At 74.0% G+C, this 22,910-nt stretch carries 20 protein-coding genes; 15 read left to right on the forward strand and 5 right to left on the reverse strand.

Features of this window, described 5'->3' with window-relative positions; all coding sequences use genetic code 11:
* Positions 1 to 58 precede the first annotated feature (58 nt).
* Both ACIQVZ_RS28655 and ACIQVZ_RS28660 read left to right on the forward strand, forming a co-directional pair.
* On the forward strand, positions 59 to 1,246 hold the full coding sequence (locus tag ACIQVZ_RS28655; RefSeq protein WP_402453784.1) for an alpha/beta hydrolase: 1,188 nt from the start codon (positions 59 to 61) through the stop codon (positions 1,244 to 1,246).
* Positions 1,247 to 1,402: 156 nt separating this feature from the next.
* On the forward strand, positions 1,403 to 2,746 hold the full coding sequence (locus ACIQVZ_RS28660; protein WP_402453786.1) for an ABC transporter ATP-binding protein: 1,344 nt from the start codon (positions 1,403 to 1,405) through the stop codon (positions 2,744 to 2,746).
* A gap of 36 nt (positions 2,747 to 2,782) precedes the next feature.
* Here the strand turns inward: ACIQVZ_RS28660 and ACIQVZ_RS28665 are convergent, their stop codons facing one another.
* Together ACIQVZ_RS28665 and kdpB are read right to left on the reverse strand one after the other, a co-directional pair.
* Positions 2,783 to 3,271: a universal stress protein gene (locus ACIQVZ_RS28665; protein WP_350883186.1), complete on the reverse strand. Its 489-nt coding sequence runs from the start codon at positions 3,269 to 3,271 to the stop codon at positions 2,783 to 2,785.
* A 169-nt stretch (positions 3,272 to 3,440) separates the two neighbouring features.
* Positions 3,441 to 5,699, reverse strand: coding sequence for a potassium-transporting ATPase subunit KdpB (kdpB, locus tag ACIQVZ_RS28670; RefSeq protein WP_402453789.1), 2,259 nt, complete (start codon positions 5,697 to 5,699; stop codon positions 3,441 to 3,443).
* Positions 5,700 to 6,078: 379 nt separating this feature from the next.
* On the opposite strand from kdpB, the gene ACIQVZ_RS28675 reads away from it, so the two are divergent.
* The 10 genes from ACIQVZ_RS28675 to ACIQVZ_RS28720 all read left to right on the forward strand — a co-directional run bounded on the left by ACIQVZ_RS28675 (position 6,079) and on the right by ACIQVZ_RS28720 (position 17,005).
* Entirely contained in the window at positions 6,079 to 6,273 is a 195-nt protein-coding gene (locus ACIQVZ_RS28675) for a hypothetical protein (protein WP_402453791.1), read from the forward strand.
* A gap of 45 nt (positions 6,274 to 6,318) precedes the next feature.
* Positions 6,319 to 7,710, forward strand: coding sequence for a diaminopimelate decarboxylase (lysA, locus tag ACIQVZ_RS28680; protein ID WP_402453794.1), 1,392 nt, complete (start codon positions 6,319 to 6,321; stop codon positions 7,708 to 7,710).
* A 243-nt stretch (positions 7,711 to 7,953) separates the two neighbouring features.
* Positions 7,954 to 8,550: an isochorismatase family protein gene (locus ACIQVZ_RS28685; protein WP_402453797.1), complete on the forward strand. Its 597-nt coding sequence runs from the start codon at positions 7,954 to 7,956 to the stop codon at positions 8,548 to 8,550.
* Between the two features lie 281 nt (positions 8,551 to 8,831).
* Positions 8,832 to 9,566, forward strand: a complete 735-nt coding sequence (locus ACIQVZ_RS28690) for a hypothetical protein (RefSeq protein WP_350883168.1) — start codon at positions 8,832 to 8,834, stop codon at positions 9,564 to 9,566.
* Between the two features lie 20 nt (positions 9,567 to 9,586).
* The gene (locus ACIQVZ_RS28695) at positions 9,587 to 10,813 is read left to right on the forward strand and encodes a radical SAM protein (protein WP_402453800.1); all 1,227 of its coding nucleotides are present in this window, start codon (positions 9,587 to 9,589) and stop codon (positions 10,811 to 10,813) included.
* Positions 10,814 to 11,033: 220 nt separating this feature from the next.
* The gene (locus tag ACIQVZ_RS28700) at positions 11,034 to 12,377 is read left to right on the forward strand and encodes an extracellular solute-binding protein (RefSeq protein WP_350883163.1); all 1,344 of its coding nucleotides are present in this window, start codon (positions 11,034 to 11,036) and stop codon (positions 12,375 to 12,377) included.
* Positions 12,374 to 13,294: a carbohydrate ABC transporter permease gene (locus ACIQVZ_RS28705; RefSeq protein ID WP_402453803.1), complete on the forward strand. Its 921-nt coding sequence runs from the start codon at positions 12,374 to 12,376 to the stop codon at positions 13,292 to 13,294. The genes ACIQVZ_RS28700 and ACIQVZ_RS28705 overlap by 4 nt, the downstream gene beginning before the upstream one ends.
* 71 nt (positions 13,295 to 13,365) lie before the next feature.
* Positions 13,366 to 14,196, forward strand: coding sequence for a carbohydrate ABC transporter permease (locus ACIQVZ_RS28710; RefSeq protein ID WP_402453804.1), 831 nt, complete (start codon positions 13,366 to 13,368; stop codon positions 14,194 to 14,196).
* Positions 14,197 to 14,198: 2 nt separating this feature from the next.
* Positions 14,199 to 15,920: a glycoside hydrolase family 36 protein gene (locus tag ACIQVZ_RS28715; RefSeq protein ID WP_402453807.1), complete on the forward strand. Its 1,722-nt coding sequence runs from the start codon at positions 14,199 to 14,201 to the stop codon at positions 15,918 to 15,920.
* Between the two features lie 44 nt (positions 15,921 to 15,964).
* On the forward strand, positions 15,965 to 17,005 hold the full coding sequence (locus ACIQVZ_RS28720) for a LacI family DNA-binding transcriptional regulator (RefSeq protein ID WP_402453809.1): 1,041 nt from the start codon (positions 15,965 to 15,967) through the stop codon (positions 17,003 to 17,005).
* Between the two features lie 8 nt (positions 17,006 to 17,013).
* Here ACIQVZ_RS28720 and ACIQVZ_RS28725 read toward each other — a convergent pair whose 3' ends face one another.
* The gene (locus tag ACIQVZ_RS28725; protein ID WP_350883152.1) at positions 17,014 to 17,838 is read right to left on the reverse strand and encodes a DeoR/GlpR family DNA-binding transcription regulator; all 825 of its coding nucleotides are present in this window, start codon (positions 17,836 to 17,838) and stop codon (positions 17,014 to 17,016) included.
* A gap of 168 nt (positions 17,839 to 18,006) precedes the next feature.
* Between ACIQVZ_RS28725 and galT the strand changes: the two genes are divergently transcribed.
* A complete protein-coding gene (galT, locus tag ACIQVZ_RS28730) occupies positions 18,007 to 19,107 on the forward strand; it encodes a galactose-1-phosphate uridylyltransferase (protein WP_402453813.1) in 1,101 nt (366 codons plus the stop codon).
* The gene (gene galK, locus ACIQVZ_RS28735) at positions 19,104 to 20,282 is read left to right on the forward strand and encodes a galactokinase (RefSeq protein ID WP_350883147.1); all 1,179 of its coding nucleotides are present in this window, start codon (positions 19,104 to 19,106) and stop codon (positions 20,280 to 20,282) included. The genes galT and galK overlap by 4 nt, the downstream gene beginning before the upstream one ends.
* A gap of 95 nt (positions 20,283 to 20,377) precedes the next feature.
* Here galK and ACIQVZ_RS28740 read toward each other — a convergent pair whose 3' ends face one another.
* Positions 20,378 to 21,289 carry an NADPH-dependent F420 reductase gene (locus tag ACIQVZ_RS28740; RefSeq protein WP_402453817.1) on the reverse strand — a complete coding sequence of 304 codons (912 nt, stop codon included), beginning with the start codon at positions 21,287 to 21,289 and terminating at the stop codon, positions 20,378 to 20,380.
* Between ACIQVZ_RS28740 and ACIQVZ_RS28745 the strand changes: the two genes are divergently transcribed.
* The gene (locus ACIQVZ_RS28745) at positions 21,288 to 22,127 is read left to right on the forward strand and encodes a helix-turn-helix domain-containing protein (protein ID WP_402453818.1); all 840 of its coding nucleotides are present in this window, start codon (positions 21,288 to 21,290) and stop codon (positions 22,125 to 22,127) included. The genes ACIQVZ_RS28740 and ACIQVZ_RS28745 overlap by 2 nt on opposite strands.
* 108 nt (positions 22,128 to 22,235) lie before the next feature.
* Here the strand turns inward: ACIQVZ_RS28745 and ACIQVZ_RS28750 are convergent.
* A partial coding sequence (locus ACIQVZ_RS28750; RefSeq protein ID WP_402453820.1) for a thiamine pyrophosphate-dependent enzyme occupies positions 22,236 to 22,910 on the reverse strand: 675 nt, incomplete at its 5' end.

The raw sequence follows: 22,910 nt of genomic DNA on the forward strand, positions 1-22,910 counted from the left end.
TTCGGTCCCGCCCTGGTTACCCTGGGTCGCACTGTCGGACGCGCCCCAGGGAGGCCGGATGGGACTCACCAGTCACAAGCTGCTGGCGCTGGTGGCACTGTTCGCGGTGTTCACGGTGCTCGGCACGCTTTGGGTCTGGCCCCGGCTGGCCGTCCGCAGCTGGCCCGCGGTGTTCCTGCGGCTCGGCACGATCGCCGTCACCCAGTTCGCCCTGCTGGCCACCCTCGGGCTCGCCGTCAACGACGACTTCGTGTTCTACAGCAGCTGGTCGGACCTGTTCGGGCGCGACCGCGGGACGGGCGTCATCCAGACGGGCGGCCCGTCCGTCAGCCCGACCGCCGTCCCCTCCGGCCCCCCTTCCGGCACCCCCGGCAGCGCCCCGGCCGAGGTGCCCGCCGGGGTGCAGGTGCTCGGCACCGCGGAGATCACCGGCGCGGACGGGGCCGACCGCGACCCGGCCACCATCGGGCGGCTCGACCGGGTCCGGCTGCCCGGCGGCACCACCGGGCTCAGCACCGACGGGTACGTCTACCTGCCTCCGCAGTACTTCCGCCCCGGCGCCGAGACCCGGCACTTCCCGGCCGCCCTGGTGATGACCGGCTTCCCGGGGGACGCCGCCAACCTGGTCACCAAACTGCGCTACCCCGCGTACGAACTCGACCTGCTGCGCCGGGGGACGATGAAGCCGACCGTGCTGGTGCTGGTGCGCCCCTCGCCGTCGATGCCGCGCGACAGCGAGTGCGAGGACGTCCCGAACGGCCCGCAGGCCCAGCGCTACTTCACCACCGACGTGCCGGCCGACCTGCGCGCCTCCTACCGGGTGCTCGACGGCACCGGCTCCCTCGGCGTGATCGGCGACTCCACCGGGGGCTACTGCGCCGTCAAACTCGGCATGGTCCACCCGGAGACCTTCCCGGTGGCGGTCTCGCTGTCCGGTTACTTCAAGGCCGCCGAGGACGCGACCACCGGCGACCTCTTCGGCGGCAGCCGGCAGCGGCGCGACGAGGCCGACCTGAACTGGCGCCTCGCCCACCTGCCGATGCCCGCCCTCGCCGTCCTTCTCGCCGACAGCAAGGAGGACGGCCACGGCTACGCCGACTCCGTGGCCTTCGCCGCGGCCGCCCGCCCGCCGCTGGTGGTCACCCAGGCCACCGTGGAGACCGGCGGGCACAACTTCACCACCTGGACCAGGCTGCTCCCGCCGTCGCTGACCTGGCTGAGCGACCACCTGCGCGACCCGCGGTGACGCCGGCCGCCCCCTGGTGCCGACGGCCGGACGGCGGCCGAGAACGTCGGCGGGGTGGTCACTCCTGAGCCATTGTGTGGCAGGAGGGTTGCCTGGGGGCTCAACTTCAGGGTAGGCAAACCTAAGTGATTCCGATTCGGGGGGAGGACGCGCGCCATGACAGTGACCGAGAACCCGACCGCCCGGGTCGACCGGCTCGCCATCGCCCTCGCGGACGGCACCCCGCTGCTCGCCCCGGTCAGCCTCGACCTGCGCCCCGGGCGCGTGCACGCCGTCACCGGCCCCTCCGGCGCGGGCAAGACCACCCTGCTGCACGCCCTCGCCGGCGCCCTGCCCCCAGGCGCCCGGGCCACCGGACTGGTCACCGTCCTCGGCCAGGACGTCCTCGCCCTCGCCCCCGAAGCGCTGCGCCGGTTGCGCCGTCACCGGCTCGCCTTCCCCGGCGCCCTCTCGGGTGGCCAGCAGCGCCGCGTCGCCCTCGCCCGGGCCCTCGCCCGCCGCCCCGACCTGCTGCTCCTCGACGAACCCGGCGCCGGCCTGGACCGTGCCCTGCGGGACGAGATCGCCGACCTGCTGCGCGAACTCGCCCGCCGGCACGGCATCGCCGTCGCGCTCGCCAGCCACGACGCCGCCTTCGTCGCCCGCTGCGCCGACGAGGTGCACGTCCTCGCCCCGGCCCGCCCCGGGGCGGGCGGCGACGCCGTCCGGGCCGGGGCCGGCCGTACGTCCGGACCGGTCGCGGCGCGCACCGCCGTCGGGCTGGCCGCGCTCGGCGTCGAAGCCCACGTCGGGTACGGGCGCGGGCGGCGCCGGATCCTCGCCGGGGTCGACCTGCACCTCGCCCCCGGCAGTTGCACCGGCATCATCGGCCCCTCCGGCACGGGCAAGACCACCCTGGTCCGGGTCCTCGCCGGGCTCCACCCGCCCACCGGCGGCACCCTCACCCTGGACGGCGCCCCGCTGGCCGGCTCGCACCACGCCCGCACCCGCGAGCAGCGCCGCCGCGTCCAACTCGTCCCGCAGAACCCGCTCGGCGCGCTCAACCCGGTCCGGACCGTCGGCGCCACCCTCACCCGGCCGCTGCGGCTGCACCACACCACCCCGCACGAGCAGTGCCCCGGCCGGGTCGCCGAACTGCTGGCCGCCGTCGGCCTCCCCGCCGACCTGGCCGCCCGGCACCCGGCCGAGCTGTCCGGCGGCCAGCGTCAACGCGTCGCCATCGCCCGGGCGTTGGCGGCCGGGCCGGACGTCCTGCTGTGCGACGAGGTGACCTCGGGGCTGGACGCCGAGACGGCCGCGGGCATCATGACCCTGCTGGGCCGGTTGCGCGTCGAGCGCGGGGTGGCGCTGGCGCTGATCAGCCGCGACCTGCCGCCGGTGCGCGAACACGCGGACGCGGTGGTGCGGTTGGGGGCGGCGCCGGGGCGGGCCTGGACCAGGGGCCGTGGAGCGGCGGGCCCGGGCGCGATGGCGCCCGCCGGCTCGGCGTGGGTGAGGTGACGCGCCGAGCCGGCGGGCGGGTTCGGGGACGTGCTGTCAGGCACGCCCGAGCAGCGGGAGCGGTGCCCCGGTGCGGGCGGGGAGTTCGAGCCGGGTCAGCAGCGCGGAGGGCGAGACCTCGACCACCCGGCAGCCCGCGCGGTGGCGGCAGTGCCGGGCCACCGAGCCGTGCCGCAGCCGGTCGAACCGGCGGCGGGTGGCGGCGCCGAGGACCAGCAGGTCCTCCGGCCCGGTGACGGCGCCGACCAGGGCCGGCCCGGGCTCGGCCCTGACCACCAGCGGGTGGATGACCAGCCCGGCCGGATAGCCGCCGTAGGCCTGCTCGAAGGCGATGTCCAGCCGCCGTCGGGCGGCGTGCTCCAGTTCGGACAGCGGGCGCAGGCCGTCGCGTTCGCCCGCGTTCCACGCGGCCACCGGCACCAGCACGGCCTCGCTGCGGGCCGCCTCGCCGACGGCGTGGTAGAGGGCGGCCAGACTGCTCAGTGATCCGCTCAGGCCGACGATCACTCGGGTGGTCCCGGTCATGGCCGTTCGCCTCCGTTTCTCCGGTCGGGTACTCCCGGTTCCGTACTCCTTGGTTCGGATGATTCCAGTGAACCCCGGAACCGGGCCGTCCGTACCGCCGCTGATGGCTCCATGACGCCGGTCGCACACTTCTTGACGGCCTTCTGACAGCTCCGTCGCGCCGTGCGCCTCAGCCGAGGCCCGGCACGAACTGGATCAGCAGGTCGATCGCCTTGATGCCGAGGAACGGCAGGATCAGCCCGCCCAGCCCGTACACCCGCAGGTTGCGGCGGAGCAGGTCGGTGGCGGAGGCGGGCTGGTAGCGGACGCCGCGCAGGGCGAGCGGGATCAGGGCGACGATGATCAGTGCGTTGAAGATGATCGCGGAGGCGATCGCCGAGGTCGGGCTGTGCAGTTCCATGATGTTGAGGTGGTGCAGCCCGGGGTAGGCGTTCGCGAACATGGCGGGGATGATCGCGAAGAACTTGGCCACGTCGTTGGTGATCGAGAAGGTGGTCAACGCGCCCCGGGTGATGAGGAGTTGCTTGCCGACCCGGATGATGTCGATCAGCTTCGCCGGGTTGGAGTCGAGGTCGACCATGTTGCCGGCCTCCTTGGCGGCCGGGGTGCCGGAGTTCATCGCGACGCCGACGTCGGCCTGGGCGAGCGCGGGGGCGTCGTTGGTGCCGTCGCCGGTCATCGCGACCATGTTCCCGGCGGCCTGCTCGCGGCGCAGGTGGGCGAGCTTGTCCTCGGGGGTGGCCTCGGCGAGGAAGTCGTCCACCCCGGCCTCGGCGGCGATGGCGCGGGCGGTGAGCGGGTTGTCGCCGGTGACCATGACGGTGCGGATGCCCATCCTGCGCAGCTCGGCGAAGCGCTCGGCGATGCCCTCCTTCACCACGTCCTTGAGTTCGACCACGCCCAGCGCCCGGGCGCCGTGCCGGTCGTGGACGGCTACCAGCAGCGGGGTGCCGCCGGCCTCGGCGATCCGGTCCACCAGCGGCTTGGCCTCCATCGGCATCCGCCCGCCGGAGTCCACCACCCAGCGGGCGACGGCTCCGGCGGCACCCTTGCGGATCAGGCAGTTCGTCCCGTCGGGCCAGGCCAGGTCGACGCCGCTCATCCGGCTGTGCGCGGTGAACGGGACGGGCCGCTGTTCGCCGAGTTCGCCGGGGGCGCGGGGCGGCACCCAGTACTGGCGGTTCGTCAGTTCGACGAGTGAGCGCCCCTCCGGGGTCTCGTCCGCGACGGAGGCCAACTGGGCTGCCTCGGCGAGCTGTTCGGTGCTCGCACCGGGCAGCGGGTGCAGTGCGACGGCCCGGCGGTTGCCGTGGGTGATGGTGCCGGTCTTGTCGAGCAGCAGCACGTCGACGTCCCCGGCGGCCTCGACGGCCCGGCCGGAGAGGGCGACGACGTTGCGCTGGACCAGCCGGTCCATCCCGGCGATGCCGATCGCGGACAGCAGCGCGCCGATGGTGGTCGGGATGAGCGCGACCATCAGGGCGACCAGTACCACGGTGGTCTGCGGCGCGTGCGCGTAGATCGCCATCGGCTGGAGCGAGACCACCGAGAGCAGGAAGACGATGGTGAGCGAGGCGAGCAGGATGTTGAGCGCGATCTCGTTCGGGGTCTTCTGCCGGTTGGCGCCCTCCACCAGGGCGATCATGCGGTCGACGAAGCTCTGCCCGGGCCGGGAGGTGACCCGGACGACCAGGTGGTCGGAGAGCACCCTGGTGCCGCCGGTGACGCCGGTGCGGTCACCGCCGGACTCGCGGATCACCGGCGCGGACTCCCCGGTGATCGCCGACTCGTCGACGGAGGCCACCCCCTCGACCACCTCGCCGTCCTGCGGCACGACCTCGCCGGCCGGCACCAGCACCACGTCGTGCAGCATCAACTGCTCGGCGGGGATCACCTCGTGGCGGTGGTCGCGGGTGCCGACCCGCCAGTGCAGCAGCCGCCGGGCGGTCGTCCCGGCCTGGGTGCGGCGCAGCGAATCGGCCTGCGCCTTGCCCCGGCTCTCGGCGACGGCCTCGGCGAGGTTGGCGAACAGCACGGTCAGCCAGAGCCAGAAGCCGATCACCCAGGCGAACACGCTCGGGTGGATCACCGCGCTGAGCGTGGTGAGCGCGGAGCCGGTCTCCACCACGAGCATCACCGGGTTGCGCATCATGGTGCGCGGGTGGAGCTTGCGGACGGCGGCGGGCAGGGCCTCGGTGAGCTGGCGGCGGGTGATGAGCCGGCGGCGGCCGCCGTCCGGGCCGGTCGGTCGGTGGCTCGGTCGGTGGCTCGGGTGGTGGCTCGGGTGGTGCTGCGGTTGGTGCGACCGGTCGTCCGGTCGGTCGTCCGGTCGGTCGTGCGGGGGTTGCTCGCGGGCGCCCTCCGGGCGGCGGAACCAGTCGGTTCGGGGCGTGGTGGTGTCCGGGGGAGTGAGGGCCGAACGGCGCATCGTCTCGGAAGACCTTCCGGGCCGCCCCGGGCTGCGGGGCAACGGGGCGGCGGACTCGGTGGCGGCGGGGACGGCGGCCAGCCCACCACCGGATCCGCGCCCGCCACGCTCCTCTTGACGCGGGTTTGGCGTGTGGGCGGCCGTCCTTGACGGCTCCCTGACATCCGGACCGGGCGGGCGTTCGGAGGCTCGTACGGACGTTCGGGGGCGCGTTCGGCTGTACGGGTGAGGGCCGGGGCGGCGGATGTCAGGAAGGCGTCAAGGACGCACGGCGGAGCGTAGGCCACGCGTCAAGGCCCGGTGCGATCGGCGTCCGGTGGGCATCCACTGGAACCGAGGGCCGCACCACGGCGGCCCGCCCGAGCCCGAGGAGCCTCCCGTGAGCAGCACGATCGCCACCGCCGTCGACCAGTCGCCGCGCCGCCTGGTCCGCCTGTTGCCTGCCGGCGTCCGGCAGGACCGACAGGAGCTTCAGGACAGCCCCGAGCCGCCCGAACCGGCGCCCGCGACCGCAGCCGGCCACGACCGCGGCCGCCCGGCGCACTGCCGGATCGCGATGCAGTTCGAGGACTGACCCCGCCCACCGCGTGCCGCAACCCCGCCCCGTAGGAGTACCGCCATGACGCAGCTGACCGCCCCGTCCGTCCCCTCCGCCGCCCCCGCACCCTCCACCGGCACCTCCACCGCCCGACCCGGCGCGCCGGCCGTCGACGCGCTCGGCGGCCCCTGGCCGGCCTCGGCGCGGCCCGGCCCCGGCGGCGACGTGCTGGTCGGCGGGGTGGGGCTGGCGGAGGCGGCCGAGCGGTTCGGCACCCCGCTGTACGTCCTGGACGAGGCCGAGGTGCGGGGCCGCGCCCGGGCGTACCGGCGGGCGCTGCCGCACGCCGAGGTGCTGTACGCCGCCAAGGCGTTCCTGTGCAGCGCGATGGCCGACTGGGCGGCCGAGGAGGGCCTGGGCCTGGACGTCTGCTCCTCCGGCGAGCTGTGGCTGGCCGCCTCGGCCGGCTTCCCGGCGCAGCGGATCCTGTTGCACGGCAACGCCAAGTCCCCGGAGGAACTGCGGCTGGCCCGGCGGCTGCGGGTCGGGCGGATCGTGATCGACGGACCGGCGGAGATCGCCCGGCTGGCCGCCCTGGTGGCCGCCGACACCCCGCAGCGGGTACTCGTCCGGGTCGTCCCGGGGATCGCCGCCGGACACCACACGGCGGTCCAGACGGGAGTGGGCGGGCAGAAGTTCGGCTTCCCGATCGAGGGCGGCGACGCGGCCGACGCGATCGCCCGGGTGCTCGACCAGCCCGGGCTCGAACTGGCCGGCCTGCACTGCCACCTGGGCTCGCAGATCACCGAGGTCGAGCCCTACCTCCAGGCGGTGGACGCGCTGGTGCGGCTGCTCGCGGAGATCCGGGAGCAGCACGGCGTGGAACTGCCCGAACTGGACCTCGGCGGCGGCCACGGCATCCGCTACCTGCCGGGGGACGCCGAGTTCGACGTCGCCGACTTCGCCGTCCGGGTGACCGACCGGCTGGCGGTGCGCTGCGCCGAGGCGGGCCTGGAGGTGCCGCGGCTGATCGTCGAGCCCGGCCGCGCGCTGGCCGGCCCGGCCGCCGTCGCCGTGTACCGGGTGCTGTCGGTGAAGCACACCGCGGACGGCCACTGCTTCGCCGCCGTGGACGGCGGGATGAGCGACAACCCGCGCCCGGCGCTGTACGGATCGGCGTACAGCGTCCGCCTGGTGGGCCGCCGCTCGGAGGCGGGCGCGGCCCGGGTGGACGTGGTGGGCCGGCACTGCGAGGCCGGCGACGTGCTGGTCCGCGACGCGGTGCTCGCCGCCGACCTGCGCGCGGGGGACTTGCTGGCCGTCCCGGCGGCCGGGGCGTACCAGCTGTCGATGGCCTCCGGCTACAACCTGGTCGGCCGCCCGGCGGTGGCCGCCGTGAAGGACGGCCGGGCCCGCCTGCTGATCCGCCGGGAGACGGTGGAGGACTTCCGCCTCCGCGAGGTCGGCCGGTAGCCGAACGCCGTCGCGCGCGAGGTCGGCCCCGTCGACTTCTCGCGCGACTCCTGGCCGGACAGGGCCTCGGGGCTCGGGGCTCGGCGTGCGGCTCGCGGACCTGGCCTGGCGGCGCCGCCGGGATGCGCCGATCGCCGCGCCGGGGCCCGTCCGGGTGAACGGCAGCCCGGGTTGCTTCGTCCACGCACCTCGAAGGCGTCAAGCTGGCCGCGAAATCCCGTACCCCCGAGGAAAGGCCGGTCGATGGCTCGCGCGCTGATCGTGGTGGATGTGCAGAAGGACTTCTGCGAGGGAGGGAGCGTCCCGGTCGGCGGGGGCGCCGACCGGGCCCGGGCGATCGCCGAGCTGGTCCAGGGCCCGGAGCGGGCGGGCTGGGCGCGGGTGGTCGCGACCCGGGACCACCACATCGACCCGGGCCCGCACTTCTCCGCGCAGCCGGACTTCCGGGAGTCCTTCCCGGTGCACTGCGTGGTCGGCAGCGAGGGCGGCGAGTTCCACCCGTCCTTCGCGCCCGCCGTCGGCGCGGGCGCGGTGGACGAGGTGTTCTTCAAGGGCGCGCACTCGGCGTCCAAGAGCGGGTTCGAGGGCTTCGCGGCGGACGGCACCCGGCTCGCCGACTGGCTGCGCGGCCAGGGCGTGGACGCGGTGGACGTGGTCGGGATCGCCACCGACCACTGCGTGAAGGCGACGGCGCTGGACGCCGTGAAGGCCGGGTTCGCGACCAGGGTGCTGCTGGACTACACGGCGGGCGTGGCCACCGACACCACGGTCACCGCCCTCGGCGAACTCCGGCAGGCGGGCGTGGATCTGACGGGCACGCCGGTCGTGCTGGCCGGATGAGGTTTGCGCGAGAAGTCGGCCTGGCCGACTTCTCGCGCATGCGTGGTTCGGATGTCTCGATGCCCACCCGATCCACCTGCGGCGGGCGGCGCCTGAGTGACTGGTTGAGACCGTTTGTGTCGGTCCGTCAGCTGCGATGTGTGAGATATGTGGTGCAAACACGACCATTTGTGGCGGGTCGCTGTTAGGGTGCCCATCTGAACGCCAACTCTCCATGATGTGAGCGGCATTGGAAGAGAGGGCGTCTACTCCACCTCCGTAGCCGACACCCGAGGAAGCGCGTGAGACCCGAAGACGTCCCCCTGCTGTTCCAGGAGCTGGCCCGCGAGTTCGCGGACGTGACCGACATGTCGGTGGCGGCGACCGGCTCGTTGGCCCGAGGCGAGCACCGCACCGGGCCCGCCGGCGACATCGTCTCCAACCTCGACCTGATCCACGTCGTGGCCGACGGGGCCGACGTGCCGGAGGTCCGGGCCGTGCTGGGGCGGACGATGCGGCGGATCTCCGACACGTTCCGGATCGAGACGACGTCCGTCATAGCCAGGCTCCCGGCGTTCCGGCTGGCCGGCCACGCCCACTACCGGATCAGCATGCGGCCCGAGTGGTTCTGCGACGGCCTCGGGCTCGGGCCGGAGGCCTTCGACTATCCCGGCCACGACGAGGACGACCCGCGCGCGGCGCTGGCCTGGATGATGCAGCCCGTCCCCTACTACCTGGCCAAGGCGACCGTCCTGGACCCGACGACCAACCTCGCCAAGGCCCGCAGGGCGGCGATGCGGCTGGCCGACCGGTTCGACCTGGAGGACATGCGCGAGGGCCTCGACGACCTGCCGGGTTCGCTGCGCACCTTGATCGCCAAGCACGACATCGCCCCGCTCGAATCCACCGCCCGCTACCTCGCCGCCCCCACCCACCCCGCCATCGCGCAGCTCGTCCGCGACGCGGTCTTCGTCGAGGGCATGGGCCTGTCGTCCGCCGACTCGATGGTCGTCATGCTGCCGTCCGCCCCGAACTGACCCGTACCGGAGAACACCGAATGCCCACCCGGCAGCACGTGGAGATCCTGCCCCCGCACCCGTTGCGGGCCGGCTACGACCGGGCCCTGGAGCGCGGGTCGATCGCCGACGCGTTCCAACGGCGCCTGGAACCCGCCAACTTCACCCCCGGCTACCTCGGCGCCCTGGCCGAGCGGGTCGAACAGGCCCTGGGTCAGGACCCGGGGGACGAGACCATGCGGTGGCGCCTGGCCTTCCTCCTGCTCCAGAACAACGCCACCGCGGCCGGCGTCGAGCGGGCCGGGGAACTGCTCGCCGGCGCCGCCCTCCCGCAGGCCGTCCGCCTGGCCCGGCTCGTGGCCGGGATCCGCGGGAGGGCCGACCGGCCGCGTACCGGCCGCCGCGTCCGGAGGGTCAACTGGTCGATCAACAACCGCTGTCCGATGTCCTGCCAGGGCTGCTACAACCCGTTCGCGGCGGAGCAGATCGACCTCGGCCAGGCCAGGCGGATCGTCGGGAAGCTGGCCGCGCACGGGACCACCGACCTGGTCCTGGCCGGAGGTGACCCGCTGCTGTGGCCGCCGATCTTCGACGTGGTCGACGACGCCGTCGCCAGTGGTCTCAAGGTCGGCCTCGACACCACCGGCTACACGCTCACCGCCGAGAAGCTCTCCCGGCTCCACGGCCTGTCCTCGCTGCGGCTGCCGCTGGACGCCGTCACGCCGGAGGTGCAACGGGCCTTCCGCCGGAGCCCGGACGACAGGCTCCTCGACGCGCTGCTGGAGTCCCTCGCCCTGTGCGACGCCGAGGGCTTCGACCGGGTGCGGGTGCACACCGTGGCGAGTGCCGAGAACCTCCACCAACTGCCGGAGCTGGCGGCGGAGGTGCTGTCCCACCCGTCGGTCGCCCAGTGGGTGATCTTCCAGTGGTGGGGACGGCGGGCCTCGCCGGCCACGGTGCGCAGGCTCGGTGTGGCGGTGGAGGAGGTCCGCGCGGTCGTCGACGGGATCCGGCGCGACCACCCCGGCCGGGAGATCCACCTCGCGGAGAGCAGCGAGCGGGAGCTGCTGAACTGGATGATCCAGTCGAGCGGGCAGGTGGTCACCTTCGGGTCGGGCGCGGAGGAGGAGTTCATCCTGGGCAACCTCCTGTCCGACGAGGTCGAGGAGATCCTGACCCATCCGATCCTGGACTTCGAGGCCATGGCGCGGGGGATCCCGGTCACCCCGGGGACCGTGTTCGGCGCTCCGGACGCGGCCCTGGGATAACAGAACGGTTTCGGAGCCCACCCTCTCCGCGCCCAGGTCTTGACGGCGCGGGGAGGGTGGGCGTTTGCTGTGACCCGCTCGTTCGAACCTGTTTGGTTCTGATCTGTTTTGTGTATTTGAACGTTCAAAACCATTCAAAACCCTTCAAGGCCCCCCTCCCGCCTCACCCACCACCCTTCCTGTTTCAACCCTTCCTCGCCACCCCTCAGAGAGGAATGCAATGTCACACCTTTCCCGTCGTGATCTGCTCCGAGCCTCGGGAGCGGGCCTGCTGGCCCTGACCGCCGGCGGCACGCTCGCAGCCTGCGGCGACTCCGGCTCCGGGGGCGCCTCGGGCGGGGACGCCGACACCGGCAACATCACCGTCTGGTCCTGGGCCACGGCCGCCGAAGCCCTGCGCGGGATCGTCCCGGCCTTCCAGAAGGACAACCCGGGGATCACGGTCGACGTCCAGGACATCGGCGAACCGGCCATCTGGGACAAGATCACCGTCGGCCTGGCGGCCGGCGGCCAGGGTCTCGGCGACGTGCTGCACATCGGCTGCGACTACCTGCCCGGATACCAGGAGAAGTTCCCCGGCGGCCTGGCCGACCTCTCCGCGCTCGGCGCCGACGCGCACAAGGACAAGTTCGCCAAGGGCCTGTGGCCCGTCGTCAGCGGCAAGGACGGCCACGCCTACGCGCTGCCCTGGGAGGTCAACCCGCTCGGCTTCTTCTACCGCAAGGACTACTTCGACAAGGCGGGCATCGACCCCGAGTCCTTCGCCACCTGGGACGACCTGCTCGCCGTGGCCGACCGTTTCAAGGCCGCCAACCCCGGCGTCGCCCTGATCGGCATCAACAGGGCCGCCAACCCCACCCCCGACCTGGACTTCGTCCAGGGCCTGATGCAGTTGCAGGGCGCCTTCTACTTCGACCTCCAGGGCAGGATCACCGTCGGCTCGGAGCCCGCCGTGCGCGCCCTGACCATCGTCAAGCGGCTGGACGAGGCCGGGCTGATCGGCGACACCCCCGGCGTCCAGAGCTGGCCGCCCGTGATGAAGGCCGGCAAGCTCGCGGTGGCCGCGATGCCCGCCTGGGTCGCGCACTACCTGGAGAAGAAGATCCCCGACCAGAGCGGCAACTGGCGTCTCACCAAGCCCCCGGCGGTCACCCCCGGCGGCAAGCGCACCGCGCTGGTCAACTCCACCCACCTGGCCGTCGCCGCCTCCAGCCCGCGCCGCCGCGCCGCCTGGAAGTTCGTCGAGTACGCGGTCACCCGCCCGGCCTCGGTGAACGCCATGTTCAACGCGGGCGGCGTCTTCCCGGCCCTCACCGAGGCCTACACCGACCCGCTGTACGCCGAACCGAGCGCCTACTACGGCGGGCAGCCGGTGCTCAGGACCTTCGCCGACCTCGCCACCGAGGGCGGCTACCCCACCAACTACTCCGGTGACTACGCCCGCGCCCTCAAGCTCGTCAGCGACGCCCAGGTCAAGGTCCTCCTCAAGGGCGCCGACCCGGCCGCCGTCCTCCAGGACGCCGCCAAGCAGCTCGCCCAGCAGACCGGGCGCGGTACCGCATGAGTGCCGCCAGCCCGTCCGCCGCCCTCGCCGGGAGGTCCGCAGCGCCGCGCCGGTCCCGCCTGCGGCGCGCCGCCGTACCGTACCTGCTGCTGGCCCCCGCCCTGCTGACCTTCGGCGTGTTCAAGGCCTACCCGGTCGTCGAGTCGCTGCTGCTGTCCTTCACCACCGGCTCCGGCGCGGCCACCCGCGACGCCGGCCTCGCCAACTACCGTCGCCTGCTGGACGACCCGCTGTTCTGGACGGCCCTGTCCAACACCGGCGAGATCCTCGTCATACAGGTCCCGCTGATGCTCGGGCTGGCCCTGCTGATGGCCGTCGGCATCAACTCCGCGCTGGTGCGCTGGCGCACGGTGTGGCGGCTCGGCGTCTTCATGCCCTCCGTCACCGGCCTGGTCGCCACCGGCGTGATCTTCGCCTACCTGCTCAAGACCGACGACGGCGCGGTCAACTGGGTGCTGAACGCCGTCGGCCTGCCCTCCGTCGACTGGCTGGGCCAGCCCGTCTGGGCCCGGATGGCCGTCGTCGTGGTGCTCACCTGGCACTACACCGGATACAACGCCGTCATCTACCTTGCCGGACTCCAGTCCATTCCACGGGAGTTGTACGAGGCCGCGATGGTCGACGGCGCCGGACCGATCCGCCGCTTCACCTCCGTCACCGTCCCCGCGCTGCGCCCGGTGCTGCTGTTCACGGTCGTGCTCTCGACCATCGGCACGCTCCAGCTCTTCGACGAGCCGTACGTGCTGACCGGCGGCGGGCCGGACAACGCCACCCTGACCGTCTCCATGTACCTGTACCAGAACGGCTTCCGGTACTACGACTTCGGCTACGCCTCCGCCGTCGCCTACGCCCTCACCCTGCTCGTGACGGTGCTCGGCGCCGTCCAGATGCGCCTGATGGGAGAGCGCGACAAGTGACCTCCCCAAGCGATACCTCCAAGAGCGGTACCCCCCGGAGCGGTACCCCCCGGAGCGAGGCCTCCGGGCGCGTGAACCCCCTCGGGAAGCTGCGCGGCTGGCCGCTGACCTTCCTCCTCGCCGGCGTCACCGGGCTGTCGATCGCCCCCTTCTACTGGCTGGTGGTCTCCTCCACCCGCAAGGACACCGAGGTCTTCGACTGGCCGCCCGAGCTGCTGCCCGGCGGGAGCCTCGGCGAGAACCTGAGCCACCTGGAGCAGAAGATCGGCCTGCTCAGGGTGGTCGGGAACTCCCTGCTGGTGGCGGGGGTCCAGACGCTGGGCGCCCTCGTCGTGGCGCTGCTCGCGGGCTACGCCTTCGCCAAGTTCCGCTTCCGCGGCCGGACCCTGCTGTTCGCGCTGCTGTTCTCCACCCTCGTGGTGCCCGAACAGGTCATGCTGGTGCCGCTGTTCAAGATGATGACGAACTTCGGCCTGCTGGACACCTACCAGGCGCTGATCCTGCCCGGCCTGTGCGTGCCCTTCGCCGTCTTCCTGATGCGGCAGTCGCTGAGCAGCCTGCCGGACGAACTCCTGGACGCCGCCCGGGTCGACGGCGCGGGCGAGTTCCGGGTGCTGTTCAGCGTGGTGGTGCCGGTCATGAGGCCCGTGCTGGCAGCCCTCTCGATCTTCCTCTTCCTCGGCTCCTGGAACCAGTTCGTCTGGCCGCTGATCGCTCTGCGCAGCCCCGGGATGCACACCCTGCCGGTCGCCCTCGCGACCCTGCACGGCAACAAGAGCAACACCGACTACGGCGCGATCCTCTCCGGCACCGCGCTGTCCACCCTGCCGATGATGGTCCTCTTCCTGGTCCTCCAACGGCAGTTCATCTCCGGCCTGCTGGCCGGCGCCACGAAGGGCTGAACATGACCGAGATCTGGGAGCCGCACGCCCCCGCCGTCGCCGGCGGCCTGCGTCCGCTCCACGCCGAGGGCCTGGACCTGCGGGTCAGCGGGAACGCGACCGCCCGCGGGGCGGGCGACGGAATCGTCGAGGTGACCGCCGAGGGGGAGGGCGACGTCCGGATCGAGTGGCGGGTGCCGTGCGTGGACGCCACCGCGTTCTGGACACCCGAGCCGCGCGGCACCGGCCGGCTGCCCGCCGCGTGGAGCGCCCCACGTCGCACCGGCCTGGCCGACGGCGCCCCGATCGCCGCCCTGATCGGCACCGGCGACCTCGCGATCTGCGCCTTCGCCGCCGAGCGTGTCGACGTCCTGACCGGTGCCGGAGTGCTGGAGGAGACCGGCGAGTTCCGCTTCTGGGCCCAGGCCGCCGGCCGGCTGACCGTCCGCATCGACACCTCCCGCCGGCACTTCGCGCGCTGCCTGGCCGACCTCGCCGCCTGGTGGTGGGCGGGCCGCGCGGCCGACATCCCCGCCATCCCCGAGGCCGCCCGCCGCCCCGCCTACTCCACCTGGTACTCGATGCACCAGGACGTCTCGCCGAAGGCCGTCGAGACCCAGGCCGCGCTCGGCAAGGAGCTCGGCATGGACGTCATCATCGTCGACGACGGCTGGATGACCGCCGACCGCACCCGCGGCTACGCGCACTGCGGCGACTGGGAGCCGGTCTCGCTGCCCGACACCGCCGCCCACGTCCAGCGCGTCCACGACCTCGGCGTGCAGTACCTGCTCTGGTACGCGCTGCCGTTCATCGGCAAGGACAGCGCCGCCTTCGAGGCGATCGGCCGCTACGCGCTCGCCGACGTCGCCCACATGGGCGCGATCGTCGCCGACCCGCGCTACCCCGAGGTCCGCGCGTTCCTGGCGGGCCGGCTCGCCCGCGCCGTCGAGGAGTGGGGCATGGACGGGCTGAAGGTCGACTTCGTCGACTGGTTCGCCCGCGCCGACGCGCCGGAGCCCGGGCCCGAGGCCGACTGCGCCACCGTGGACGAGGGCGTCGAGCGGCTGCTCGCCGCGATCCGCGGCCGGATCACCGCGGTCAAGCCGGGGGCGATGATCGAGCACCGCCAGCCGTACGTCAGCCCCGGAATGTGGCCGTACGTCACCATGGTCCGCGCCACCGACTGCCCGCTCAGCCCGCAGGAGAACCGGCAGCGCACCATCGACGTGCGGCTCGCCGCCGGGCCCGTCCCGGTCCACGCCGACATGCTGATGTGGCACCCGGCCGAGCCGCCCGAGCAGATCGCCTGCCACCTGATCAACGTGCTGTTCTCGGTGCCGCAGGTCTCCGTGGACCTCGCGGCGCAGAGCCCGGGGCAGCGCGAGGCGATCGCCTTCTGGCTCGGCGTCTTCCGCGAGCACGTCGCCACCCTGCAGCTCGGCGAACTGCGCCCGGCCCGGCCGGACCTCGGCTACCCGATGGTCACCGCCGTCGGCGGCGGCACCGTCGCGGTGGCCCGCTACGCCGCGCTGCCGGTGGACGTCTCCGGTGCGCACTGGCGCACCCTGCTGGTCGCCAACGCCGACGCCGACCCGGACGTCCGGCTCACCGGCGGCGACGGGACGGCCGAGGCCACCGTGCAGGACGCCCGAGGGCGTATCGTCCGGCGGGGCGAGGTCGAGCTCGGCCGGGCGGGCGGCATCTCCGTGCCGCGCGGCGGGCTGCTGACCCTGCGCCGTCCGTAGAACCGAGCACCCGTCAGAGCCGAGCAGCCGTCCTGGAGCCTCCGATGCCCGAGGGAACACCCCGACCGCGCCGCGGCGCCACCACCATCGAGGAGGTGGCCCGCGCGGCCGGGGTGTCCCGGCAGACCGTCTCCAACGCGCTCAACGCGCCCCAGCGGGTCCGCCCGGACACGCTGGCCCGGGTGACCGCGGCGATCCGCGAACTCGGCTACCAGCCCGACCAGTCGGCGCGCTCGCTGCGCAGCGGCGCCCGGCGCACCCTCGGCTACCTCGCCCCGGTGGACGACCCGTTCGACCCCAACCCGCTGATGGCCGGCTTCCTGGAGGCGCTGGTCGACGCGGCGGGGGCGCAGGGGCAGCGGGTGCTGCTGTTCCGCCCGGGGCGGGGTGCGGCCGAGGGTGCGGCCGGCCCGCCGGCGGCCATCGACGAACTGGTGGCGGCCCGCCAGGTCGACGGACTGGTGCTGGCGGACGTGCTGGACGACGACCCCCGGATCGGGCACGTCGTCCGGACCGGCCTCCCGTTCGTCACCTTCGGACGGACCGGCCCGGGGCAGCCCCAGCACTGGGTCGACATCGCCAACGACACGGCGATGGCCGTGGTCGTGCGGCACCTGGCGGCGCTCGGCCACCGCCGGATCGGGTACGTCGGCCGCGCCGAGGACCTGCCGTGGATGGCCGCCCGGCGGGCGGGCTTCCTCGCCGAGGCGGCCCGGCTGGGCCTGTCCGCGGTGACGGCGGCGCGGCCGGACGTCGCGGCCGTGCGGGAGCTGCTGCGCGGGCCCGAGCGGCCGACGGCCTTCGCGGCGGGCAGCGATCTGCTGGCGCTGGACGTCTACGAGGCGGTCCGGGCGGAGGGACTGGCGGTCGGGCCGGCGGGGGTGGCGGTCACCGGCTTCCACGACACACCGCTCTGCCGCCACCTGCACCCCGCGCTGACCTCGGTGCGGCTCCCGCTGCGGGCGATCGCCGCCGCCCTGGTGGAGCGGCTGCTCGGCCAGGTACGGGGGGAGGCGCCGCCGGCGGGAGGGCTGGAGCTGGCCGCCGAGCTGGTGGTGCGGGCGAGTTCCCGGACGGGTCCGTAGCGGGCCCGTCAGGCCGGGTTGCCCTGCTCCCCGGTCGGGGCGACGATCAGCTCGCCGACCAACCGGGCTGCCGCCGCCCGGTGTTCGGCCGCCAGCGCGTCGTCGGTGACCAGCACGTCCAGTTGTTCCAGCGTGGCGAAGGAGGCCAGGCCGACCGCGTTCCACTTGGTGTGGTCGGCCACCACGACGACCCGGCGGGCGGACTGGAGGAAGGTCCGGTTGGTCTCCGCCTCGGCCAGGTTCGGGGTGGTCAGGCCGGCCTCGGCCGAGAGGCCGTGGCAGCCCATGACCAGCACGTTGACGTGCAGCGAGCGGATCGCCTGGTCGGCGACCGGCCCGACCAGCGCGTCGGAGGGCGTGCGGACGCCGCCGGTGCGGATCACCGTCGCGGTGGCGGGGGTGCCGTCCTCGTCGGGTTCCTCCAGCAGCTCCGCGATCCGCAGCGAGTTGGTGACGACGGTGAGGCCCTCGACGGCGCGCAGCTGCCGGGCGACGGCGAAGGTGGTCGTCCCGGCGGCCAGCCCGACCGCCGAGCCGGGCGGCACCAGGGCGGCGGCGGCCCGGGCGATGGCCTCCTTGGCGGGCAGCTGCCAGTTGGCCTTGGTCTCGAACCCGGGCTCGCCGCTGGCCGCCGCCTCCATGCGCACCGCCCCGCCGTGCACCTTGTGCACCAGCCCGCGGCGGGCCAGCGCGTCCAGGTCGCGGCGGATGGTCATGTCGGACACCCCGAGGTCCCGGACCAGTTCGGTCACCCGGACGCCGCCGCGCGCGCGGACCCGCTCCAGGATCAGCACGCGGCGCTGTCCGGCGAGCGGTTGGGCGCTGTCAGCCATCGGGGGTGCTCCTCGGGTCGGGGTGGTCCGTGTGACCGTTCGCCCGGCAGGCCGTCCGGCGGGCTGCGGTCACCGCCATCATGGCAGGCGCGGACCCCTTCCGGACAGCCAGGCCTGATGGATAATGTTGGATATTGTTGTTTCGTGTCGGATAGAGGGAAGAAGGCCATGGCCGGGACCCTGACCCAGCCCACCGCCAAGACCGCGACCACACTCGCGGACGGGCGACAGCTGATCTACTACGACAGCGGCGCGGCCGTCCCCCGGGACGCCGTCGACCGGCGCCCGCTCGACCCGCCCGCCCACGGCTCCGAGGTCCGGCTCGACCCGGCCACCGGGGCCTGGGTCACCGTCGCCGCGCACCGCCAGGCCCGCACCTACCAGCCCCCCGCCGAGGAGTGCCCGCTCTGCCCCTCCCGGGACGGCCGGCACAGCGAGATCCCCGCCGACGACTACCAGGTGGCCGTCTTCGAGAACCGCTTCCCCTCGCTGGCCGGCCCCCCGGCGGCGCTGGAAGGCGTCGGCGGACTGCGGGTCAGCGGCCCCGGCGCCGGGCGCTGCGAGGTGGTCTGCTTCACCGCCGACCACGACGCCTCCTTCGCCGACCTCGACGAGCGGCGGGCCCGCCTCGTCCTCGACGCCTGGACCGACCGCACCGCCGAACTCGCCGCCCTCCCCGGCGTCCGGCAGGTCTACTGCTTCGAGAACCGGGGAGCCGAGATCGGCGTCACCCTCGCCCACCCGCACGGCCAGATCTACGCCTTCCCCTTCACCACCCCGCGCACCGCCCGGATGGCCGCGCGCGCGGCCGAACACCGCGCCGCCACCGGCCGCAGCCTCTTCGACGACCTGCTCGCCGCCGAACGCGCCGACGGCGCCCGGGTGGTGCTCGCCGGCGAGCACTGGACGGCCTTCGTCCCCTTCGCCGCCCGCTGGCCGTACGAGGTGCACCTCTACCCGCACCGCCGGGTCGCCGACCTGACCGGCCTCGACGAGCCGCAGCGTGCCGAATTCCCGCGCCTCTACCTGGAGTTGCTGCGCCGCTTCGACCGCCTCTTCGGCACCGGCCGCACCCCGTACATCTCCGCCTGGCACCAGGCGCCCGCCGGCCAGGAGGACGAACTCGCCCTCCACCTGGAGCTGTTCACCATCCGGCGCGCCGCCGACAAGCTCAAGTTCCTGGCCGGGGTGGAATCCGGCATGGACGCCTTCGTCAACGACGTCACCCCCGAGGACGCGGCCCGCCGGCTGCGGGAGGCAGCCCTGTGACCACGCCCGCGAACACGCCCGTGAAGACTCCGGTGGACACCCCCGTGCTCTCCTTCGAAGAGCTCCACGGCCACGCCCCCGAGGGGGAGTGGGCCGCCCCCGGCCGGGTCAACCTGATCGGCGAACACACCGACTACAACCTCGGGTTCGTGCTGCCGATCGCCCTCCCGCAGGCCGTCCGCGCCCAGGCCCGGCGCCGCGACGACGGCCGGCTGCGGCTCTGGTCCGCCCAGGGCGACGGGGTGGTCGCCGACCTGGCCGTCGCGGACCTGGCCCCGGGCTCGGTGACCGGTTGGGCGGCCTTCCCGGCCGCCGTGGTGTGGGCGCTGCGCGAGGCCGGGCACCCCGTCGGCGGCGCCGATTTCCGGCTGGAGAGCGACGTGCCCAGGGGGGCCGGGCTGTCCTCCTCGGCCGCCCTGGAATGCGTCGTCGCGATCGCGTACGACGACCTGTACGGGCTGGGGCTGTCCGCCCCCGAACTCGCCCTGATCGCCCAGCGGGCCGAGAACGACTTCGTCGGCGTCCCCTGCGGGATCATGGACCAGATGGCCTCGATGTGCTGCCGCCCGGGCGCCGCCCTGCACCTCGACAGCCGGGACCTGGCGATGCGGCAGGTGCCGCTGGACCTCGCCGGCGCCGGCCTCGCCCTGCTGGTCCTCGACACCCGGGTCAAGCACGACCTCGGCGACGGCGCCTACGCCGCCCTGCGGGCCGGCTGCGAACGGGCGGCCGCGCTGCTCGGGCTGCCCGCGCTGCGCGAGCTGACGCCCGCCGCCCTGCCGACCGCGCTGCCCCGACTCCCGGAGGAGCTGAGGCCGTTGGTGCGCCACGTGGTCACCGAGAACGAGCGCGTCACGGCCGCCGTCGCCCACCTGGACGCCGGCCGGCCCGCCGCGCTCGGCCCGATCCTCACCGCCGGGCACGCCTCGCTGCGCGACGACTACCGGGTCTCCTGCCCCGAGACCGACCTCGCCGTCGAGGCCGCCCTCGCCGCCGGCGCCCACGGCGCGCGGATGACCGGCGGCGGCTTCGGCGGCTCGGTGATCGCCCTCGTCGACGCACCGGCCGCCGACACCGTCGCCGCCGCCGTCACCACCGCGTTCCGCGCGGCCGGCTACGCGGCCCCGCGCACCCTCACCGCCGTCCCGGCCGAGGGGGCCCGCCGCACGGGCTGACCGGGCCCGTTGAGGTCGGCTCGGCGCGGGTCACGGCTTCCGGGGGTCACACCTTCCCGGGGGTCACACCTTCCCGGGTTCGCGCCTTCCCGGGGTCACGCCTTGTGGTCCGCCGGGCGCTCCGGAGAAGCCTCCGCGAGCGCCCGGGTGACCGCCTCCACCCCGGCGCGCAGCCCGTACACCGGCGTGCCCGGCTGCTGGCGCCAGGACTCGTCGATCCCGCCCGCGTCCACGGTGTCGAAGCCCAGCTCGTCGATCAGCGCCCGCACCACGCGCTTGGCCGCCTCGTCGTCCGCCGCCACCGGCACGGCGATCCGCTCAGGGTCGCCCTCCGGGCGCGGCCGCTCCAGCAGGTCCTGCGCGTAGGTGCCGTTGAACGCCTTCACCACGGGGTGGCCGAGGTGCCGCTCCGTCCACCGGCTCTCGGTCAGCCCGTCGTCCTCGATCGCGTCGATCCGGCCGTCGCGCTGCTGCGGGTAGTAGTTGCCGGTGTCGATCACCGCCGCGCCCGCGGCCGCGCCGTCCAGCAGCCCGGCCGGCAGGTCCGGCACGTTCTTCAGCGGCACCGTCACCACCACGACCTGGGCCCCGCGCGCCGCCTCGGTGGCCGGCACGGCCGTCGCGCCCGTCTCCTCGGCCAGGGCGGCCAGCGACTGGGGGCCGCGCGAGTTGGCCACCGAGACGTCGTGCCCGAGCGCGGTCAGCCGTCGGGTCAGGTTGCCGCCGATGTTGCCCGCACCGATGATGCCGATCTTCATGTCAGACCCCTGTTCGCGAGTGTCACACGCCTGTCGTCCTGCCCCAACCACCCGGTGGCGCCGTCGATTCCCGGTGCAGGGTGGTTCTTCCGGACCCAGGGTCGGGCCGGGCCTGGCCCCGGTCCCGCGGCCGTCGGGAGAGTGGGGGCCATGACCGAGCCCGCGACCGGCCGCGCCCCGGTGCCGGCCGTGCCTGGTCCCGGCAGGGCCAGGCACGGCCGCCCGCCTCCGGGTGAGAATCATCCCCATGAACCCGACCAGTGCCCTGAGCGAGTTCCTCCGCACCCGCCGCGCCCGGCTGCGGCCCGAGGACGTCGACCTGCCCGACTACGGCGGCCGCCGCCGGGTCGCCGGGCTCCGCCGCGAGGAGCTCGCCCACCTCGCCGGGGTCAGCGTCGACTACTACACCCGCCTCGAACAGGGCCGCGTCGGCAACCCCTCCGAAGCCGTCCTCGACGCCGTCGCCCGCGCCCTGCAACTCGCCCCCGACGAGTCCGGCCACCTCCACCGCCTCGCCCGCCCCACCCGCCCCGCGCCCCGCCGCCGCACCGCCCCGCAGCAGCCCCGCCCCTCCCTGCTGCGGCTGCTCGACCAGCTCGACCACGTCCCGGCCCTGGTGATGGGCCACCGGATGGACGTCCTGGCCTGGAACCGCGCCGCCGTCGCGCTGTTCGGCGACTACGGCGCCCTGCCGGTCGAGGAGCGCAACATCGCCCGCGGCACCTTCCTCGACCCGGCCTCGCGCGAGCTCTACGGCGACTGGACGGCCTGCGCCCGCGAGAACGTCGCCTTCCTCCACCTGGAGGCGGGCCGCCGCCCCCACGACCCCCTCCTCGCCGAACTCGTCGGCCGACTCTGCGTCCACAGCGAGGAGTTCCGCCACCTCTGGGCCGAACACCCGGTCGCCGACAAGACCTCCGGCCGCAAGCTCTTCCACCACCCCATAGCCGGCCCCCTCGACCTCGCCTACGACACGCTCCGCCCCGCCGACGACCCCGACCAGGCCCTCGTCACCTACACCGCCGACCCGCACACCCCGTCGGACGACGCCCTGCGCCTCCTGCTCTCCTGGTCGGCGAGCCGCTGAGCGGCCCGCTCCAACGGCCCTCCGCCTGAAGGGCGCGAGAAACAGGACCGGTCGTAGGCCCTCGCGGGGGTCGAGGGCCTACGACCGGGGTTCAGGGGCGGGCAGGTATCAGTCGAGATCGTCGCCGAAGTCGGGGCGGACGCCCATGGCGAACTGGATCTCGTCGTTGCTGGTGCCCGCGGCGACCATCGGCCAGACCATGGCGTCCTGGTGGACGATGAAGTCGATGACGACCGGGCGGTCGTTGATCTCCATCGCCTGCTGGATGACGGCGTCCAGGTCCTCGGGGCGCTCGCAGCGCAGGCCGACGCAGCCCATCGCCTCGGACAGCAGCACGAAGTCGGGGATCCGGGTGCCCTGGGCCGGCGGCGCGACGCCGTCGTGGCCGGGACCGGAGTGCAGCACGGTGTTGGAGTAGCGCTGGTTGTAGAACAGCGTCTGCCACTGGCGGACCATGCCGAGCGAGCCGTTGTTGATGACCGCGACCTTGATCGGGATGTCGTTCAGGGCGCAGGTGGCCAGTTCCTGGTTGGTCATCTGGAAGCAGCCGTCGCCGTCGATGGCCCAGACCGCGGTGTCCGGGCGGCCGGCCTTGGCGCCCATCGCGGCGGGGACGGCGTAGCCCATGGTGCCGGCGCCGCCCGAGTTGAGCCAGGTGCCCGGCTTCTCGAAGCGGATGAACTGCGAGCTCCACATCTGGTGCTGGCCGACGCCCGCGGCGTAGATCGCCTCCGGGCCGACCAGTCGGCCGATCCGCTCGATGACCTGCTGCGGGGACAGGCG

Source organism: Kitasatospora sp. NPDC098663, assembly GCF_044760075.1.
In the GTDB taxonomy this organism is placed as follows: Bacteria; Actinomycetota; Actinomycetes; order Streptomycetales; family Streptomycetaceae; genus Kitasatospora.

Excerpts from the sequence above, each read along its gene's own strand:
- ACIQVZ_RS28715 (WP_402453807.1), top strand. The coding sequence starts at position 14,199 with ATGACCGAGATCTGGGAGCCGCACGCCCCCGCCGTCGCCGGCGGCCTG.
- ACIQVZ_RS28655 (WP_402453784.1), top strand. The coding sequence starts at position 59 with ATGGGACTCACCAGTCACAAGCTGCTGGCGCTGGTGGCACTGTTCGCG.
- kdpB (WP_402453789.1), bottom strand. The coding sequence starts at position 5,699 with ATGCGCCGTTCGGCCCTCACTCCCCCGGACACCACCACGCCCCGAACC.
- ACIQVZ_RS28745 (WP_402453818.1), top strand. The coding sequence starts at position 21,288 with ATGAACCCGACCAGTGCCCTGAGCGAGTTCCTCCGCACCCGCCGCGCC.
- ACIQVZ_RS28725 (WP_350883152.1), bottom strand. The coding sequence starts at position 17,838 with ATGGCTGACAGCGCCCAACCGCTCGCCGGACAGCGCCGCGTGCTGATC.
- ACIQVZ_RS28705 (WP_402453803.1), top strand. The coding sequence starts at position 12,374 with ATGAGTGCCGCCAGCCCGTCCGCCGCCCTCGCCGGGAGGTCCGCAGCG.
- ACIQVZ_RS28720 (WP_402453809.1), top strand. The coding sequence starts at position 15,965 with ATGCCCGAGGGAACACCCCGACCGCGCCGCGGCGCCACCACCATCGAG.
- ACIQVZ_RS28695 (WP_402453800.1), top strand. The coding sequence starts at position 9,587 with ATGCCCACCCGGCAGCACGTGGAGATCCTGCCCCCGCACCCGTTGCGG.
- ACIQVZ_RS28665 (WP_350883186.1), bottom strand. The coding sequence starts at position 3,271 with ATGACCGGGACCACCCGAGTGATCGTCGGCCTGAGCGGATCACTGAGC.
- ACIQVZ_RS28660 (WP_402453786.1), top strand. The coding sequence starts at position 1,403 with ATGACAGTGACCGAGAACCCGACCGCCCGGGTCGACCGGCTCGCCATC.
- lysA (WP_402453794.1), top strand. The coding sequence starts at position 6,319 with ATGACGCAGCTGACCGCCCCGTCCGTCCCCTCCGCCGCCCCCGCACCC.
- galT (WP_402453813.1), top strand. The coding sequence starts at position 18,007 with ATGGCCGGGACCCTGACCCAGCCCACCGCCAAGACCGCGACCACACTC.
- ACIQVZ_RS28740 (WP_402453817.1), bottom strand. The coding sequence starts at position 21,289 with ATGGGGATGATTCTCACCCGGAGGCGGGCGGCCGTGCCTGGCCCTGCC.
- ACIQVZ_RS28685 (WP_402453797.1), top strand. The coding sequence starts at position 7,954 with ATGGCTCGCGCGCTGATCGTGGTGGATGTGCAGAAGGACTTCTGCGAG.
- ACIQVZ_RS28700 (WP_350883163.1), top strand. The coding sequence starts at position 11,034 with ATGTCACACCTTTCCCGTCGTGATCTGCTCCGAGCCTCGGGAGCGGGC.